Consider the following 19,165-nt stretch of genomic DNA (forward strand, 5'->3'; position numbering starts at 1 on the left):
AATTCTCTCAACTTAGCTCTTAGGCTCGACTTGAACCTTTTTAAAAAAATTTTTAATTAGAATATCACCTTTAATTTTTACATTAAAATATCACATACTTTAATTATACATTTATTTGTATATTTCATACACAATATTTAAAATTTTAATTAAAAAAGATATGTAAAGCTTAAGTTATATATTTTTACTTAAAGCTTCACATATCTTTTATCTGATTTAATAAAGTAATTTACTTTTCTTCTACTTTATTCTCAGCTTTTACTAAATTGTTATTTAGTGGCAAAGAGTATTTTTCTCTTATTTTATTTTCTATTTCATTAGCAATTTCTGGGTTTTCCTTAAAAAAGTTTTTAGCATTTTCTCTTCCTTGGCCTAGTCTTACGTCTCCATAGGCAAACCAAGCGCCACTTTTTTGGACAATTTCTTCTTTAACACCAATGTCTAATATATCTCCAACCCTAGATATTCCTTCACCATACATAATATCAAATTCTGATTGTTTAAATGGTGGTGCAACTTTATTCTTAGTTATCTTAGCTCTAGTTCTATTTCCTAAGAAGGTTTCTCCTTGTTTAATAGTATCTATCTTTCTTACATCAATTCTTACAGATGCATAGAATTTAAGGGCTCTTCCTCCTGGAGTTGTTTCTGGATTTCCAAACATAACTCCAACTTTTTCTCTCAATTGGTTTATAAATATAGTAGAGCATTTTGATTTGTTTATAGAACCTGTAAGTTTTCTTAAAGCTTGAGACATAAGTCTAGCTTGAAGACCTACATGGGCATCTCCCATTTCACCTTCAATTTCAGCCTTTGGAACTAAGGCAGCAACAGAGTCTATAACTACTATATCTATTGCACCAGATCTAACTAAGGCTTCTGTAATTTCAAGAGCCTGCTCACCTGTATCTGGTTGAGATACTATTAAGTTATCTATGTCTACGCCTAATGCCTTTGCATAAACTGGATCAAGGGCATGTTCTGCATCTATATATGCTGCACAACCACCGTTCTTTTGAGCTTCTGCAACTACATGTAAAGCTACAGTAGTTTTACCAGAGGATTCTGGTCCAAAAATCTCAATTATTCTTCCTCTTGGAACTCCGCCAATTCCCAGTGCAATATCTAGCCCTAAACATCCTGTAGATATGCAGTCTATATTTAAAGTGCTCTCTTCCCCTAATTTCATTATTGAGCCTTTACCAAATTGCTTTTCTATTTGACCCATAGCTGCTTCTAATGCTTTTAATTTATCGTTATTCATAAATTCCCCTTTAGGGTTCACATCCTTCCATCACGAACAATAGTTCTTATATATTTATTATATAGTATTTAATTTATCAGGTCAAGTGTTATAGTAAAGAGTTCCTTTAAATTTCTTTCAAGGAACTCTTTACCATTTTTGACACAGTTATAGAATTATAAACATTATTCATTAATATTTATAATATCTTTTCCTTTAATAAAATAATCCACTCCAGATCCAATAGTTATAACAGCTGCTAGGTATATGGTAACCTGGGTTGTAATATTAAGCCACCCTGGATTATATACTAGAGATAATAGTCCCATTATGATAGCTATCATCTGAATTACAGTCTTCAGCTTTCCCCAATTACTTGCAGCTATTACCACGCCTTGTGAAGCAGCTAATGTCCTTAATCCTGATACTATAAATTCCCTAGCAATTATTACAACTACTACCCAGGCTGCAACAATTCCTTTTTCAACTAAAAGTATTAGAGCACAGGTAACTAAAAGCTTGTCTGCTAGAGGATCCATGAATTTTCCAAAGTTAGTTATCTGATTTCTGCTTCTAGCTATATAGCCATCTAATTTATCTGTTGCTGAAGCTATAATAAATATTGATAAAGCAATAATATTAGTTGTGGTGGTATCAATCATTGCACATATTAAGAATATCGGAACTAACATTATTCTTAGCACTGTAAGCTTATTTGCAAGATTCATCATTAACATCTCCTACTCCTGAAATTTAACAATCTTATAATCTGTTTACCTAATTAAAATTTAATTCTTATTGTAAATAGAAAAACAAATTTTCTATAATAGTAATTATTTTATCTTATACAAACATTATACAATAAAATCTAAAAATTATTTAGTTTATTAATACTAATTTTACTTTATATCCTTATCTATATTATTAATTAATATTTTTTATTATAAATATATAAATCTAAAAATTATTTAAGGATTTCTCCTATTAAATCATACTCTAGTGCATCTTTTATTCTTACCTTAACAAAATCACCTATACTTAATTTATTAGATTTTACATAAATTTCTCCGTCAATTTCTGGAGCCATTTCATAACTTCTTCCACAACATGTTCCTTTTTCTTTACTTTCAATCAATACATCATAGATTCTACCTATTTTATTTTCATTTATTTCTGTTGAAATACTTTGCTGAGCCATCATTATAGAGTGAAGTCTTTCTTCTTTAATATTTTCTTCTATTTGACCTTCCATTTCTGCTGCCACAGTACCTTCCTCTTGAGAGTAAGTAAATACTCCTAGCTTATCAAATTTAGTTTCTTTGACAAAATTTAATAATTCTAAGAAGTCCTCTTCTGTTTCTCCTGGAAATCCTACTATAAGAGTAGTTCTTATAGTTATATTAGGAACTGCATCTCTAAGCTTTTTAATATTTTCAGTGATTATTTTCTTTCTTCCTTTTCTTCTCATAGCCTTTAAAACATCATCACTGATATGTTGTATAGGAATATCTATATACTTACACACCTTATCATTGATAGCTATTTCATTTATAACTTCATCAGTTAGCTCTTCTGCATAACAATAAAGAAGTCTTATCCATTTTATACTTTTAATTTTACCTAGCTCTTTTAAAAGAATATGTAAAGTTTTTTCTCCATATATATCTACCCCATAATTAGTAGTATCTTGAGCTACTATAATTAACTCCTTATATCCATTTAAAGCTAACTCTTTAGCTTCTTTAAGGATATCTTCCATATCCCTACTTCTGTATCTTCCTCTTATTTTAGGAATTGCACAGTAGGCACAAATATTGTTACACCCTTCAGATATTCTTATATAAGCAGTACTTCCTCCTGTTGTAACCTGTCTCTTACCAATGTTTATATTGGTATCACTATAAGTTGTAATACAGCTCTTTTCTCCGGTTTTCATAGATTTTTCAATACATTCATGCAATTTATCATAATCATTTACACCTAAAATTATATCTAGTTCCGGCATAAGTTCTAAAAGCTCATTACCGTATCTCTGAGTTAAGCACCCAGTAGCTATGAGCACCTTACATTTATCTTTCTTATATTTTGCCATTTCTAATATGGTATCAATAGATTCTTGCTTTGAAGTTTCTATAAATCCACAGGTGTTAACTAGCAATATGTCTGCCTGCCTTTCATCTGTCACCGCTTCATATCTACTCTTCAAACTACTTATTATAATTTCTGCATCTATTCTATTCTTGTCACAACCTAAATTTATTACTCCAAATTTTAATTTTTCCACCTTTATCCTCCTAAGTTATCTCTATATTATTTAAAACCTCTTCTTTTGTGTTGTACTGAAAGTTTCTTTAAGAAGTTATTGTCTCATGGTATCATCTCTTCCAAAAACCTGTCTTGGCTTACTTCCATTACGACCAGAGATAATCCCTTCAGCTTCCATTTCATCTATAATTCTAGCCGCTCTATTATACCCTATTTTTAGTCTTCTCTGCAACAAGGATGTTGAAGCTTGCCCTTCTTCTAATACAATTTTAATAGCTTCATCTATTAACTCATCACAATCTTCTCCACCCTTAGATTTGGAAACACTATTTTCTATTTCATCCATGATTTCTTTTTTATACTCTAATTCCTTTAATCCATTACGAATAAATTCTACTACAGTCTCTACTTCTTCCTCAGACACAAAGGCTCCTTGAATTCTAAGTGGCTTCGATTCACCTACAGGATAATATAGCATATCCCCTTTACCTAAAAGCTTCTCTGCTCCCGAAGAGTCTAGTATAGTTCTTGAGTCTATTTGACTTGAAACAGCAAAGGATATCCTAGATGGTATATTAGCTTTAATTACCCCTGTAATTACATCTACAGATGGTCTTTGTGTTGCTATTACTAAATGCATTCCTGCAGCCCTAGCCATTTGAGCAAGTCTACCTATATATTCCTCAACATCATTTGGACATACCATCATTAAGTCTGCTAACTCATCGATTATGATTACAATCCATGGAAGCTTTTCTTCTATTATTCCCTTTTCTACAAAGTCGTTATATCCCTCAATATTTCTTACGTTATTATCTGCAAAGAGTTTATATCTTCTAGTCATTTCATTAACTGCCCAATTTAATGCTCCTGCAGCTTTTTTAGGTTCTGTAACTACTGGAATTAATAGGTGTGGTATTCCATTGTATATATTAAGTTCTACCACTTTAGGATCTATTAACAGCAATTTAACCTCTTGAGGTGTATATTTATATAATAAGCTTATTAAAAGAGTATTAATACATACACTTTTTCCTGACCCTGTAGCTCCTGCAATCAAAAGGTGAGGCATCTTAGATAAATCTCCCACTACACAATTTCCTGCAATATCCTTTCCAAGAGCAAAGGCTAATTTTTTCTTAGTGAGCGTAAACTCTTCACTTTCTATTACCTCTCTTAAAAATACTGCTGATAAATCTTTATTCGGTACTTCTATCCCCACTGCTGCCTTTCCGGGGATTGGAGCCTCTATCCTAACTCCTGAGGCTGCTAAGTTTAGAGCTATATCATCTGATAGATTAACTATCTTACTAACCTTAACTCCTACATGGGGTTGTAATTCAAATCTAGTTACAGATGGACCTTTTGTAACCTGTATTACCTTAGCTTCAACTCCAAAACTTTCTAAAGTTTCTTGAAGTTTATTAGCACTATTAAGGAGGTCTTTTTTATCGCTATTTTTACCTATGCTACTTAAATTTTTATGAAGAAGTTCTGGCGCAGGATGTTCATAAGCATATATTTTGTTTCCATCACCAAAGGAAATGTCAATATCTATATCCTCTATATTATTTCTATTTTCCTTTGACTTATTAGGTTGTTCTATACTTGTTTCTGTTTTTCCTTCAAATCTATTCTCTTCTTCATCCATCTTCATAAAATCTATAATTTTAATCTTCGACTCATCACTGCTTCCATTGTCTCTAGTATTCCCATCTGCTGATACATATTCCATAGCTTCATCAATTGCAATATTAGTTGGCTTCAAATCCCCTGACTTTTTCTTGCTTTTTACTTTTCCAAAGGTAAATAACTCTTTTATAGTAATATTATTAATTAAAACTAAAGATATTATATATAAAGCAAATAAAACTATATAACTACCTACCTTTCCTAAAAGTGAACTTATAGGAACAGTAATTATTAAAGATATAATACCTCCGTGAAGTACAGACTTAGATTTAAATTGATCTATAATAGCACTTGCCATATTTCCTTTTACATAGTAAGCAGGTAATACTATAAGTTCAACAAAAATCATGGTAGTAACTATAAATATTAAAATTCCAAGGGATTTTTTTGTTACCTTTAGATATTTATCTATTTTTATGTAACTTACTCCCATGTAAATAAGCACAAAAGGTAAAACATAGGCACCAATTCCAAGAAGTCCTATAAAAATTCTATTAATAAATACCCCCATGGAACCTGCCAAAGATGTTGGGTCCGAAAACATAACTGATAGTAAAGCTAAAAATATTAAAACACCTAGGGTTATCAGTATAATTCCATTAAAATCAAAAAGTTTATCCTTTTTTGCTCCCTTAGCTTTTGAACTATTATTTTTAACAGTGCTTTTTTTACTACTGTTTTTCTTTTTTAAAGGCTCTTTTCCTTTAGTCATAGTATCTCCTCCAAAACTCTTCCTAAGATTCATGAAAATAATTTCCATTTATCCATCTCAATATATTGTACATTGAAATCCACCTATATTTCAAATTTTTTTACAAATAAAAAGTTGCCAACATGATTTTGCTGACAACTCGATGGTTAATTGTTAAATTTTGTCTATTTATTCACTAATATTTTCTTCCGAACTTATTTCTAGTTGATTTTTTTCACCTTCACTTATTAACTCTTCTAATTTATCTAAGGCTTCTCTAATTCCACCTACTTCATCAATAAGACCACATTCTACGGCTTGATCCCCAATCAATATAGTTCCTATATCATTTAGTAATTCATCTGTTTGACTCATAAGTTTTCTAAAATCATCTGAATCAATTTTTGAAGTTCTAACTACAAACTCAACTATTCGCTCCTGCATCTTTCTAAAATATTCAAAGGTTTGAGGCACACCTATAACAAATCCATTCATTCTTACAGGATGCACTATCATTGTAGCTGAAGGAGTTATAAAGGAATAATCTGATGCCGTAGCTAATGGAACTCCTATAGAGTGTCCTCCACCTATGACTATGGATACTGTAGGTTTACTAAGACTAGTTATCATCTCTGCAATGGCTAAGCCTGCTTCTACATCTCCTCCTGCAGTATTCAATACTATGAGTATACCTTTTACATTAACATCTCTCTCAATAGCTATTAACTGGGGAATAATCAACTCATATTTAGTAGACTTAGTTTGATTACCAGAAATATTATGACCTTCAACCTGACCTATTATAGGTATAACTTGAATCCTGTCATCAGCCTTTGCTACAGACATGACCCCTACTTCTTTAAGGTTTGCAACTTCTTTACTTACTCCTTTAGAGTTATCATCTTCATTTTGTTCATCTTCATTTTCTTCATTTATTATAACTTTACTTTTATTATTTTTTTTGTGTTTAGTATCTTTATCTTCCTTATGTTTTTTATTTTCCGCTTCATTAATCATGGAAAAACACCTCCTAATGTTTCTTATTCTGTGCATTAAGAGGTGTTTATATACTACCCTAATTTAAATTCATTATGAAGTAAATTTATAGCATCTTCAACTTTTTTACTTTCTACAAGACACCAAATAGTTGTATGTGAATCAGCAGTTTGAAGAATATCTATATTGCCTTCTTCTAAAGCCTTTAGAATTCTAGACATAACTCCAGGTATTCCTCTCATCTTTGAACCTATTATAGATATTTTGCTACAATTTTCTGTATACTGATAATCAATTTCATAGTTAGCTGCTATATTCTTAAACTTATCTAAATCTACTTCGCTTATAGTAAATATTTTATCATTTACAAATACACTTATCAAATCAATACTTATTTCATTTTCAGCTAAAATATGAAATATATTATTGCAGTGCTCCTTTGAGCCTCCATTAATTCTTATTTGAACTCTATTACCCATATGAGTAATTCCAGTAATAATTCTTTCATTGTCCTCCCCATAAGAAGAAATAGTAGTCCCTTCACAATCACTAAGAGTATTTTTAATTACTAATGGAATATTATATTTTCTAGATATTTCAACAGCTCTAGGATGTATTACTTTAGCTCCTTGATCAGCAAATTGGAATACTTCATCATAGCTTATACTCTCAATTAATGAAGCCTTAGAAACTATTCTTGGATCTGCTGTCATTATACCATCAACATCTGTATATATTTGAACTTCCTTTGCCTTTAGTGCTGCTCCTAAAATTGCCCCTGTAACGTCACTTCCACCTCTTCCTATGGTAGTGATGCTACCTTCTTCACTTATACCTTGAAAACCTGCTACTACAGGTACTTTCCCCTGCTCTAATACCTTTAGTACATTTTTCGGATTAACATCTAAAATAGATGCATTATTAAAATTATTATCAGTCCTTATACCAGCTTCTCCACCCATAAGTGGAACTGCCTCTACACCTTCTCTTAATAAATCATTACACATTACCACTGTACTTAAAGTTTCACCACAGGACAAAAGTAAGTCTAAGGCCCTTGGATTATTTATCTTAAATTCTTCACTAACTAAAGATAATAATGTATCTGTTGCATAAGGAGAACCTTTTCTCCCCATAGCTGATACTACTACTACAGGTTTATATCCATCATTTATAGCTTTTTTTATCTTTTTTGTAACTAATATTCTATTATTTTCACTAGATACTGATGTACCACCAAATTTCTGAACAACTATATCCATACTTACCTCCATATTATATATGGGATTTTCTTAGTGTTTCCCCATCAACATCGATGATTATAGTTTTAGAGCCTATCTTCTTTACATAATCCCATGAAACTTCCAGCATCTCATTATTTCTAAAAAACATCTTACTAGACTTTCCATCTCCAAGTAATAGTAGCTTTAGCTCACCATTTTCATTTATAACTATATCATTATTGCCCAGGACACTATACTTATCTCCATCATTAATGTTTATTATTTCATATCGTTCCATTTCACTTAAAAATCTATATTTTTCTTCCATCACATATCACCTCATACATAATTATATAAATTACTATGATTAATATGTTTTCTATTATATATTTATGAGTAAATTAACGAAACTTAATACAATTATAATATAATTTATGAAATTATACACTAGTATGTTCTTATGTTTTATAATAAAAAAAAATAAAAAGGCATTTTACCTTTTTATTTTAACTTCTATTTACTCTTCTGTTTTAGACTCTTCACTATCTTTTAATGCATCTTTTCTTGAAAGATTTACTCTTCCTTGAGAATCGATTTCTGTTACTTTTACAAGTATTTCATCACCTATAGCTACTACATCTTCTACTTTATTTACTCTTTCGTTAGCTAATTTAGATATGTGTACTAATCCTTCTTTACCAGGAAGTATCTCTACAAAAGCACCAAAAGCCATAATCTTAGTAACTTTACCTAAGTATATTTCTCCAGCTTCTACTTCTTTAGTGATTTCTTTAATGATTCTTAATGCTTCATTAGCACTTTCACTATCAGTAGACATTATAACTATCTTACCATCATCATTAGTATCAATTTTAACACCTGTATCTGCTATTATTTTCTTAATAGTTTTTCCACCAGGTCCTATGATATCTCTAATTTTATCTGGTTTTATATTTATAGTGTACATTCTTGGAGCATATTGAGATAGCTCTGCTCTTGGCTCAGCTATACATTCATTTATCTTATCTAAGATATATAATCTAGCAGTTCTAGCATCTTCTATAGCTGTTCTTATACAATACTTAGATAATCCTTTTATTTTTGTATCAACTTGAATTGAAGTTATTCCTTTTTCTGTACCAGCAACTTTAAAGTCCATGTCTCCAAAGAAGTCTTCGATTCCTTGAATATCTGTAATTACAGCTTCTTCACTTAAATCTTCGCTAGTTATAAGTCCCATGGCAATTCCTGCTGCTGGTCTCTTTATTGGAACTCCAGCATCAAGTAATGCTAATGTACTTCCGCATACACTTGCTTGAGATGTAGATCCGTTAGAGCTTAAAACTTCTGAAACAAGTCTTATTGCATATGGGAATTCCTCTATAGAAGGAATTAGTGGTTCTAAGGCTCTTTCAGCTAAGGCACCGTGTCCTATTTCTCTTCTTCCTGGTCCTCTAAGTGGTCTTACTTCTCCAACACTGTATGCTGGGAAATTGTAGTGATGCATATATCTCTTGAAGTCTTCTTCTCCAATACCATCTATGATTTGAACATCACCTAAAGCTCCCAATGTAGCTACAGTCATTACTTGAGTTAATCCTCTTGTAAATAATCCTGTACCATGAGTTCTTGGAAGGAGTCCAGTTTCACAAGATATAGATCTAATTTGATTAAATTCTCTTCCATCTGGTCTTCTCTTATCTCTAAGTAACATATTTCTTACAATTTCCTTTTGAATATTGTAAACAACTTCTCCTATGTCACTTCCACCCTCTGGATACTTCTCAGAAAATTCTTCATTTATTTTAGCTTTAATTTCACTTACTTTAAGATTTCTTTCATCTTTATCAGTGATATACATAGCTTCTTTTAACATATCAAAAGCAAAGTTTCTTACTTCACCTTGGATTTCTTCATTTGCTTTGTATAGTACTGGCTCAGGTTTAACCTTTCCAAATTTAGCTCTAGCCTCTTCTTGGAACGCTATGATAGATTGACACTGATTAAATCCAAAGTCTATAGCTTCAATCATAGTTTCTTCTGGAATTTCATCTCCACCAGCTTCTATCATCATAACTCTGTCTTTAGTAGCACATACAGTTAATTGCATTGAGCTTAATTCTCTTTCTTTAGATGTAGGGTTAACTACAAACTTTCCATCGATTAATCCAATTGATACTGTAGCTACTGCATCAGTAAATGGTATACTTGATAAAAGTAATGCTATTGAAGCTGCATTCATAGCTAATATTTCTGGAGAATTATCTTGGTCTACAGATAATACCGTACAAACCACTTGAACATCATTTCTATATCCTTTTGGGAATAGAGGTCTTATAGGTCTATCTATAGCTCTACAATTTAGTATAGCTTTTTCTGATGGTCTTCCCTCTCTCTTTAAAAATCCCCCTGGGATTTTACCTACTGCATATAGTCTTTCTTCATACTCTACACTTAGTGGGAAAAAATCTATTCCTTGTCTTGGTTCTTCAGACGCATTTACATTTACAAGGATTACAGTCTCTCCATAACTAATAAACATAGCACAATCAGATAACTTTCCAATTTTACCAATTTCTATCTTCATTTCTCTTCCTGCTACAGAAGTACTTAACGTATTTGTCATTTAATCTCCTCCTTTCGGTTATTAAAAAAATATATATATAGATATATACTTATTATTATCTTTTTTTTGCTATTTAATTAAAATAATAGAGCGGCTTTGCCGCTCTTAATTATTTTCTAATTCCTAATTTAGCAATTATAGCACGGTATCTTTCGATATCTTGCTTCTTTAAGTAGCTTAAAAGTCCTTTTCTTTGTCCAACCATCATTAAAAGACCTCTTCTTGAGTGGTGGTCTTTTTTGTGAACTTTTAAATGCTCAGTTAATTCTTTAATTCTTTCTGTTAATAATGCTATTTGTACTTCTGGAGAACCTGTATCTCCTTCTGTTCTTGCAAATTGTTGCATTATTTCTTGTTTTCTTGCCTTTTCCATATTGTATGCACCTCCAATAGTTAAATCGCCATATGCCATGTATCCCGTTGGCATTCAGAATACATAGCATAAGGTTCATATGAAATTATATCAAACTAAATTTATTTTGTAAATAGAAAAACTAATTAAAAATTTGTAAAAATTAGTTATTTATGAATTTTATCTATATATATAGAATAATCCTTGCCATTTACATAATTTTTATCCTTTGATAGTTGATTCTTCAGTTCATCAATGGATCCGAATCTTTTTTCTTCTCTTATTTTCTCTATAAAATATAGTTTAATTTCTTCTCCATATATATTTTTATCAAAATTTAAAATATTAGTTTCAATACTTAATTTAATACCTTCTAGGGTAGGATTGTATCCAATATTAGTTATGGCTTTATAAAAGCAATTTTTATACTCTACAATAGTTCCATAAACTCCACCCTTGGGTACTACGAATTTTTTATCATAATTTAAGTTTACAGTAGGGAATCCCATGGTTCTACCTATCTGCTTACCCTTAATTATATTTCCACTTAACATAAATGGTCTACCAAGAAACTTATTAGCTCTTTCTATATTTCCTTCTTGAAGATTATGTCTAATGGCAGAGCTACTTACCACTTCTCCATCTGAAGTTATGGGCTCTACTACAAAAAGTTCATAGTCTAATATTTCACTATATTTTTTAAGAATTCCTACATCACCTAAATTTTTATATCCAAAACGATAATTAAAGCCAACTACTATACCTTTAGCATTATAATGCTTCTTTATACTATTAATAAATTGTTCTGGTGAAATTGACATGAATTCCTTATTAAATTCCATAAAATTTAATATATTCACTTGAAGTTTTTCAAATAAAATAGCTTTCTCTTCATTGCTCATTATTAGTTTTGGACAAATCTCTTTATTAACAACAGACAAAGGATGATTTTTAAAGGTACATACCATGACCTTTACATCTTCTATCTTTTTAGTTAATTTAATCTTCTCTGCTAATTCCTTAGCACTATTAATTAATTCTCTATGACCACTATGTATACCATCAAAACTTCCCAGAACAATTATACTAGGAGTTTCAATGACTTCATTAAAATTATCTTGTATAATTTTCATAAATATATCCCCTAAAGAAAAAGTTTTATTAATTTAAATCCTGAATCGCTTTCTGCTCCAATTCCTATAAGCTTATTTGAATTGTTGTATACTGCATATTTGCAAAACTTTTCAATTCTATTTAAAAGAGTTCTATCATTTATGGTTACACCATTTAATATTAACCTTTCAAACTTTTCATTAACTACAAGTTTAGGAAACTTACTAAATACTTCATCTAAGGAAATAATATAATCATTTATATTATCCTCTGTTAAATCTTTTAGTTCCACACTCCTATCTATAGTAAAAGGACCAGTAGCTGTTCTCTCTAACTCCCACATCATAGCTCCACAACCAAGTTCTTCTCCTATATCATAGCATAAACTTCTTATGTAGGTTCCTTTAGAACATCTAACTTTTATGTGGATTATAGGGCTATCTATGGATAATATATCAATACTATGGATAGTAACTGTTCTTGGCTCTCTATAGACTTCTTTTCCTTCTCTAGCTAACTCATAAAGTTTTTTCCCATTTTGTTTAAGAGCAGAATACATAGGTGGAACTTGAGCAATAGTTCCTACAAATTTATTTATAACCTTAGTAATTTCTTCTTCTGTAGAATCTACCTTACTCTCACGAAGTACTTTTCCTTCTCTATCGTAAGTATCTGTTATAACTCCCAATTTAACCTTTGCTATATATTCTTTCTCGCCTTCCATGATAAAGTCTATGGCCTTTGTTGCTCTTCCTATACATACTGGAAGCACACCACAAGCTTCGGGATCTAAGGTACCACCATGTCCCACCTTTTTCTCTTTAGCTAGCTTTTTTATTTTTCTCACTACGTCAAAGGAACTAATGCCAAGAGGTTTATTTATATTTAAAACTCCAAAGGGTTTATTATTTTCTATCATAAGATATCAACTCTTCTTCTAATATTTTGTATATTTTATCCTTTACTTCAATGATGGAACCCTCACAAAAAAGACCAGAAGCTCTTTTATGACCTCCACCATTAAAATTTTCTGCTACTTTACTAACGTCAACTATTTCTTTAGACCTTAAGCTTACTTTTATTCCACCCTTACTTTCTTTAAATAAAGCTACTACTTCTACTCCACTTATCATAGTTCCAAAGTGAATAACCTCGGAAGAATCCATGGATTCTAAGCCTACTTCATTAAGCATAGCATCATTAATCTCCATAAATACAACTTTATTATCAAGGTGTAATGTCAAAGTATCGATGACTTTCCCAAAGAACTTAACTTTATTAAATTCTTTATTTTCAAAGACTTGTCTTTGAATTTTATTAAAGTTAACTCCAGTTTTAATAATTTCCCCAGCTATCTCATGAGTTCTGCTTGTAGTATTAGAATGCTTAAAGGAACTTGTATCTGTTAAAATAGAAGTATAAATTGATTTACCTATATTCTTTGTAATATCTACTTTTAACTGATTTAATAGGTCATAAATTATTTCTCCAACTGCTGAAGAATTTATATCCACATAATTAAAATCACCATACTTTTCATTACTTAGATGGTGATCTATATTTATAAGCTTATATTGCCTATTCTCCGCATCTAAATTGGCATTTATTCTCTTGAAATCTCCACAATCTAGTACAATTACTAAATCTGTACCATCCTTTACCTGTTGAAGTAATCCTGTGATTTCCTCACTACAAGGCAAATACTCAAAAGTATCTGGAATTTTCTCCTTTGAAAGTATATATGCTTCTTTATTAAGTGCCCTCAGCCCTTGAAGTAGGGCTGTGGCACTTCCTAGAGAATCACCATCTGGTGATTGATGAAAAGTAATTCCTATGGAATTACTTTTCTCTATGATATCTGCTATATTCCTAGTTATCATTAGAATCATTCTCCTTTATCTTTCTAAATAAAGACTCTAAATGATTAGCTTTATCTAAAGTTGTATCTAACTCTATGATAACTTCTGGAACATGTCTTAACTTAACATTTTTTCCTATCTCTTTTCTTATAAAACCTGTTGAGCTTTTAAGAATTTTAAGAGCATCTGTCTTTTGATCCTCTGTACCAAATATACTAACAAATACTTTAGCATAGCTTAAGTCTCTTGTTACTTCTACATCTGTTACACTTACCATTGCTGTAAGTCTAGGATCCTTTATTTTGTTTTGAATAGTGTTGCTAACATCTTTTTTTATCTCTTCATTGATTCTGCCGCCTCTATAGTTAGCCATGGAGATCACTCCTTCCTATTACAATTGTTTTGGTTTAATTTCTTCCATGATATAGCCTTCTATAATGTCTCCTTCTTTTATATCATTGAATTTCTCAATGCTAAGTCCACATTCGTATCCAGCTGCTGCCTCTTTAACGTCATCTTTAAATCTCTTTAAAGATGCAAGAGTAGATTCTGTAATTACTATACCATCTCTTAGTACTCTAACTTTACAGTTTCTTGTTATCTTTCCATTAAGAACATAACATCCTGCTATAGTCCCAACGTTAGAAATTTTATATACCTGTCTTGCTTCACAACGTCCAGTAATAACTTCTTTGTATTCAGGTTCAAGCATACCAATCATTGCTGATTTAATATCATCCAAAGCATCATAGATAATTCTATAAGTTTTAATTTCTACATTATCTCTTTCTGCAACTGTAATAGCATTATTGTCTGGTCTTACGTTGAAACCAATAATAATAGCATTAGAAGCATAAGCTAGAGATACGTCTGTTTCAGTTATAGCTCCAACTGCTCCGTGGATAACTCTAACTTTTACGTTATCTGTAGAAAGTTTTTCTATGGATTGTTTAACCGCTTCTGCTGAACCTTGAACATCAGCCTTAACTATTACGCTTAATTCTTTAACCTTACCTTCTTGAATTTGGTTATATAGATTTTCCATAGACACTCTATTAGAGGTTTGGAAATGTTCTTGTCTAATCTTTTCTTTTCTTGACTCTGCCATTATTCTAGCTGTCTTTTCATCTCTAACAACAGTAAATCTATCTCCTGCTGCTGGAACTTCTGAAAGTCCTAATATTTCTACTGGCATAGAAGGGCCAGCTGCTTTTGTAGTTTTACCTTTATCATCAATCATTGCTCTGATTCTACCATAAGTAGTTCCAACTATTATAGAATCTCCTGATTTTAAAGTTCCATTTTGAACTAGTATACTAGCTACAGGTCCTCTACCTTTATCTAATTTAGCTTCTATAACTGTTCCTTTAGCTCTTCTGTTAGCATCAGCTTTTAATTCTAACATTTCAGCATTTATTGTAATCATTTCAAGAAGATTATCTAAGCCTTCCTTAGTGTGAGCAGATACTGGTACACATATAGTATCTCCACCCCAATCTTCAGATACTAATCCATATTCTGTTAACTCTTGCTTAACCCTATCTGGATTTGCACTTTCTTTATCCATTTTATTTATAGCTATAATCATAGGTACTTCTGCAGCTTTACAGTGATTTATAGCTTCAACAGTTTGTGGCATAATTCCATCATCTGCTGCTACTACTAATATAACTATATCTGTAACTTGAGCTCCTCTAGCTCTCATAGAAGTAAAAGCTTCGTGACCTGGAGTATCAAGGAAGGTAATTCTCTCACCATTTACATCCACAGTATAAGCACCTATGTGTTGAGTAATTCCACCAGCTTCTGTTGCTGTAACTTTAGATTTCTTTATTGCATCTAGTAATGATGTCTTACCGTGGTCAACGTGACCCATTACTGTAACTATTGGTGGTCTTTTAGTTTCTTTTGCTTCTGATGCTTCGTCTTCTATCTCATCAATCTCATCCTCTTGTTCTTTAGCAATGTCACCAACATTTTGCTCTTTTAATACTGCAATAGATCCAAAGCTATCTACAAGCTTTTCGGCTGTATTAAAGTCAATCTCTTGGTTTACACTTGCCATAACTCCTTGGAATATTAAAGCTCTTATAACTTCTACCACTGGTTTTTTTAGCTTATCAGCTAAGTCTTTTACAACGATAGTTTGTTCCATTTCGATTACTTCATCTGGAGTTTCATCAACTTTTTCTTCGTTTCTCTTATTTCCACCTTTTCTCATTTTGCTATTTTTTCTTTGCTGCTTACTTATATCTTCATTGATTTTTGATTCATATTCTTCAATGATTTCTTTCTTTTCAGCTGCTTCTTTTTTCTGTTCTTCATATAGCTCTTTTATAAGATCAGCATCCTCTTCATCGATGACACTCATGTGATTCTTAGCTTCTACACCGAACTCTTCCATTAATACACTTATAAGTTCCTTGTTTGTAACTTCTAATTCTTTAGCTAACTCATATATTCTTATTTTCGACAAAACTTTCACCCCCGAATTTACATTCCGTAATTCTCTTTCCATAACTTTATTAAATTTTCACAAATTTTTTCATCTCTTACTGCTAACACATTGATTTCTTCTCTACCTATGGCCATACCCAATTCATTTTTAGGTATATTTCCTATTACAGGCACTCTTCTGTCATCACAGTATTTTTCAAATTTTTTCTTAGTGTTTTCTGAACACTCTAAGGATAAAATACATAGACGGATTTTATTTCTTTTTATCTCTTCTTCGCATCCATTATATCCTTCTACTAAGTTTCTAGATTTTTTTGCAATTCCTAGAAAACTTAAAAATTTATTCTGCATTAACTATCTCTTCCTTTAGTTTATCATATATTTCATCATTTATCTTAGTTTCTAGATTTCTTTCTAGTCTTTTAGTCTTTACGGCTTTTTCTAAACATTGAATATTTCTGCAGATATAGGCTCCACGACCAGGTTTTTTACCATGTAAATCTATAGATATCTCATTTTCCTTATTTTTAACAACTCTTATAAGTTCCTTCTTAGGTTTCATTTCCATGCATCCTGTGCACATTCTTTGAGGTATCTTTTTTACCTTCATAAAATATCACCTACCTTTAAAGGTTACTTTCTTCGTTTTGTAAGCTTTCAGCTTGACTCTTACTCTTAATATCTATTTTCCATCCAGTAAGTCTTGCTGCTAATCTAACATTTTGACCTTCCTTACCTATGGCTAATGATAATTGATTATCATCTACTACAACCTTAGCACTCTTTCCATCCTCATCTACATCAACTGATAGAACTTTAGCTGGACTTAGTGCATGAGCAATATACTCTTCTGGTAACTTACTCCACTTTATTATATCAATTTTTTCATTTCTGAGTTCATTTACTATGTTTTGAACTCTAATTCCTTTAGGTCCAACACAAGCTCCCATAGGATCTACTTCTTCATCGTTAGACCATACAGCTATTTTAGTTCTTGAACCTGCTTCTCTAGCTATACTTTTTATTTCTACAATTCCACTGTATATTTCCGGAACTTCTAACTCAAATAATCTTTTTACAAGGCCTGGGTGTGTTCTTGAAACTACAATTTGTGGTCCCTTAGAACTTTTCTTTACTTCTACTATATATAGCTTTAATTTCTCATTAAATATATAAGATTCTCCTGGCATTTGCTCATTTGGGCCTAATACAGCTTCTAGTTTACCTAGATCTATAAATACATTTCCTCTATCTTTTCTTAGAACTATACCTGTTATTATGTCAAATTCCTTAGTTATAAATTCATTATATATAAGAGTTCTTTCAGCTTCCTTAATTCTTTGAATAACAACTTGCTTCGCAGCTTGAGCCGCAACTCTTCCAAAATCTCTTGGAGTAACTTCAATTTCCGCAATATCTTCTAAGTTATATTTGGCACTGATTTCTCTAGCATCCTCTAAGGATATTTCTATTACATCATCATATACTTCTTCTACAACTTCTTTTAATGAGTATACATGAGTTTCTCCTGTATCTCTATTAACCCATACTCTTACGTTTTGTTCCTTGGCATGAGACTTTGCAAAATTTTTCTTATATGCTGCTACTAAAGCATCCTCTATGGTAGTAAAAAGCATTTCCTCACTAATTCCTTTTTCAACAACTAGTTGTTTTACAGCATCTATAAATTCTTCCTTAAATCCGGTGCTCATTATATTTATATCCTCCTTATAAAGTTGGGTTTAACGCAACTAAAGAAACCTTTGACATTGGTATTGCAACTTCATTGTCATTGATTTCTAACATTAAGTTTTCGCTATCTAACCCCTTCAATATCCCTTCATATTTTTTCTTTCCTTCAAATAATGCTGAAAGTTTTACAGCTACATCATGATTTATATACTTATTAAAATGTTCTTTTGTATATAAGGTTCTAAATATACCTGGAGATGATACTTCTAAATTATATTCTTCTGTTATAGGATCTTCTTTATCTAGCATTTCTCCAACAGCCTTACTTACTTCTACACAGTTATCCAAAGCAACGCCTTTTTCATTATCTATAAAAACTCTTAAAATATTTTGTCCGCCTTCACGTACATATTCTAAGTGATAAAGTTCAAATCCGAGTTTTTCTACTATATTAGTAATTTTACTATGGAGTTTTTCCACAACACCGCTACTGTTCATAATACATTTCCTCCTTTTTATTATATTTACTTTAAATCTTTAGTAATAAACTTAATATTTTTTATTGCTACACAACTTCCATCTTTTTATGAAGTTGAAAGTATTTGGTCAAATAGTCATGGGATAATATTTACATTACCACAGTACCCTTTAAGGTATGAGTTCAACTAGCTTTAGTGAGATGTAAAACCTCAGTTCAAACTAAGGTTCACTTTATAATTAAAACGCAACTTGGGGTTGCGTTTTAATAAATAGAGAGTAGGCATAAATCCTACTCTCCCTCAAAGATTATCATAATAACTAGCTCATTAAGTACAATTATATCATAGCTATTTTCAATATGCAATGATTTTAGCTCCTTTGAGGTATTTATGCCGATGACTACCATCTCTAATACTCCCATTTTATTTAAAATTGGAGTAAAGAGCTGCTACGTCCCTGGATAACGATTTCTAAGC

19 protein-coding genes are annotated in these 19,165 nt (G+C 31.3%); all 19 read right to left on the bottom strand.

The window, feature by feature from the left end; all coding sequences use genetic code 11:
* Window positions 1–229: 229 nt before the first annotated feature.
* Window positions 230–1,264, bottom strand: a complete 1,035-nt coding sequence (gene recA / locus B2694_RS07980; protein ID WP_346885280.1) for a recombinase RecA — start codon at window positions 1,262–1,264, stop codon at window positions 230–232.
* A gap of 164 nt (window positions 1,265–1,428) precedes the next feature.
* Window positions 1,429–1,971, bottom strand: coding sequence for a CDP-diacylglycerol--glycerol-3-phosphate 3-phosphatidyltransferase (pgsA, locus tag B2694_RS07985; protein WP_035128734.1), 543 nt, complete (start codon window positions 1,969–1,971; stop codon window positions 1,429–1,431).
* A 236-nt stretch (window positions 1,972–2,207) separates the two neighbouring features.
* Window positions 2,208–3,527 (bottom strand): 30S ribosomal protein S12 methylthiotransferase RimO, encoded by a 1,320-nt coding sequence (gene rimO, locus B2694_RS07990; protein WP_346885281.1) that lies wholly within the window; start codon window positions 3,525–3,527, stop codon window positions 2,208–2,210.
* 75 nt (window positions 3,528–3,602) lie between these two features.
* Complete coding sequence (locus B2694_RS07995; RefSeq protein WP_346885282.1) at window positions 3,603–5,912, bottom strand: FtsK/SpoIIIE family DNA translocase; 2,310 nt, start codon at window positions 5,910–5,912, stop codon at window positions 3,603–3,605.
* Between the two features lie 168 nt (window positions 5,913–6,080).
* Window positions 6,081–6,908, bottom strand: a complete 828-nt coding sequence (locus B2694_RS08000) for a ClpP family protease (RefSeq protein ID WP_346885283.1) — start codon at window positions 6,906–6,908, stop codon at window positions 6,081–6,083.
* Window positions 6,909–6,961: 53 nt separating this feature from the next.
* Window positions 6,962–8,149, bottom strand: a complete 1,188-nt coding sequence (gene dapG / locus B2694_RS08005) for an aspartate kinase (protein WP_346885284.1) — start codon at window positions 8,147–8,149, stop codon at window positions 6,962–6,964.
* 13 nt (window positions 8,150–8,162) lie between these two features.
* Window positions 8,163–8,438, bottom strand: coding sequence for a YlmC/YmxH family sporulation protein (locus B2694_RS08010; protein ID WP_150843834.1), 276 nt, complete (start codon window positions 8,436–8,438; stop codon window positions 8,163–8,165).
* Between the two features lie 189 nt (window positions 8,439–8,627).
* Window positions 8,628–10,736, bottom strand: a complete 2,109-nt coding sequence (locus tag B2694_RS08015) for a polyribonucleotide nucleotidyltransferase (RefSeq protein ID WP_150843835.1) — start codon at window positions 10,734–10,736, stop codon at window positions 8,628–8,630.
* Window positions 10,737–10,845: 109 nt separating this feature from the next.
* Window positions 10,846–11,109, bottom strand: coding sequence for a 30S ribosomal protein S15 (gene rpsO / locus B2694_RS08020; protein WP_035132815.1), 264 nt, complete (start codon window positions 11,107–11,109; stop codon window positions 10,846–10,848).
* A gap of 146 nt (window positions 11,110–11,255) precedes the next feature.
* The gene (locus B2694_RS08025) at window positions 11,256–12,221 is read right to left on the bottom strand and encodes a bifunctional riboflavin kinase/FAD synthetase (RefSeq protein WP_346885285.1); all 966 of its coding nucleotides are present in this window, start codon (window positions 12,219–12,221) and stop codon (window positions 11,256–11,258) included.
* 11 nt (window positions 12,222–12,232) lie between these two features.
* Entirely contained in the window at window positions 12,233–13,120 is an 888-nt protein-coding gene (gene truB, locus B2694_RS08030) for a tRNA pseudouridine(55) synthase TruB (RefSeq protein ID WP_346885286.1), read from the bottom strand.
* On the bottom strand, window positions 13,107–14,081 hold the full coding sequence (locus B2694_RS08035; protein ID WP_346885287.1) for a bifunctional oligoribonuclease/PAP phosphatase NrnA: 975 nt from the start codon (window positions 14,079–14,081) through the stop codon (window positions 13,107–13,109). Before B2694_RS08035 ends, truB begins: the two co-directional genes overlap by 14 nt.
* Complete coding sequence (gene rbfA / locus B2694_RS08040) at window positions 14,071–14,433, bottom strand: 30S ribosome-binding factor RbfA (RefSeq protein WP_035132809.1); 363 nt, start codon at window positions 14,431–14,433, stop codon at window positions 14,071–14,073. Before rbfA ends, B2694_RS08035 begins: the two co-directional genes overlap by 11 nt.
* 18 nt (window positions 14,434–14,451) lie before the next feature.
* Window positions 14,452–16,536, bottom strand: a complete 2,085-nt coding sequence (gene infB / locus B2694_RS08045) for a translation initiation factor IF-2 (protein ID WP_346885288.1) — start codon at window positions 16,534–16,536, stop codon at window positions 14,452–14,454.
* A 17-nt stretch (window positions 16,537–16,553) separates the two neighbouring features.
* Entirely contained in the window at window positions 16,554–16,868 is a 315-nt protein-coding gene (locus tag B2694_RS08050; protein WP_346885289.1) for a ribosomal L7Ae/L30e/S12e/Gadd45 family protein, read from the bottom strand.
* Entirely contained in the window at window positions 16,858–17,127 is a 270-nt protein-coding gene (gene rnpM, locus B2694_RS08055) for an RNase P modulator RnpM (RefSeq protein ID WP_035132803.1), read from the bottom strand. Before rnpM ends, B2694_RS08050 begins: the two co-directional genes overlap by 11 nt.
* A 16-nt stretch (window positions 17,128–17,143) precedes the next feature.
* Window positions 17,144–18,229 (bottom strand): transcription termination factor NusA, encoded by a 1,086-nt coding sequence (nusA, locus tag B2694_RS08060; RefSeq protein ID WP_035132801.1) that lies wholly within the window; start codon window positions 18,227–18,229, stop codon window positions 17,144–17,146.
* Between the two features lie 16 nt (window positions 18,230–18,245).
* Complete coding sequence (gene rimP / locus B2694_RS08065; RefSeq protein ID WP_346885290.1) at window positions 18,246–18,707, bottom strand: ribosome maturation factor RimP; 462 nt, start codon at window positions 18,705–18,707, stop codon at window positions 18,246–18,248.
* Between the two features lie 271 nt (window positions 18,708–18,978).
* Window positions 18,979–19,110, bottom strand: coding sequence for a hypothetical protein (locus tag B2694_RS08070; RefSeq protein ID WP_346848367.1), 132 nt, complete (start codon window positions 19,108–19,110; stop codon window positions 18,979–18,981).
* Between the last annotated feature and the right edge of the window lie 55 nt (window positions 19,111–19,165).

It is taken from the genome of Clostridium sp. UBA4395 (assembly GCF_002390995.1).
In the GTDB taxonomy this organism is placed as follows: Bacteria; Bacillota; Clostridia; order Clostridiales; family Clostridiaceae; genus Clostridium_J; species Clostridium_J sulfidigenes.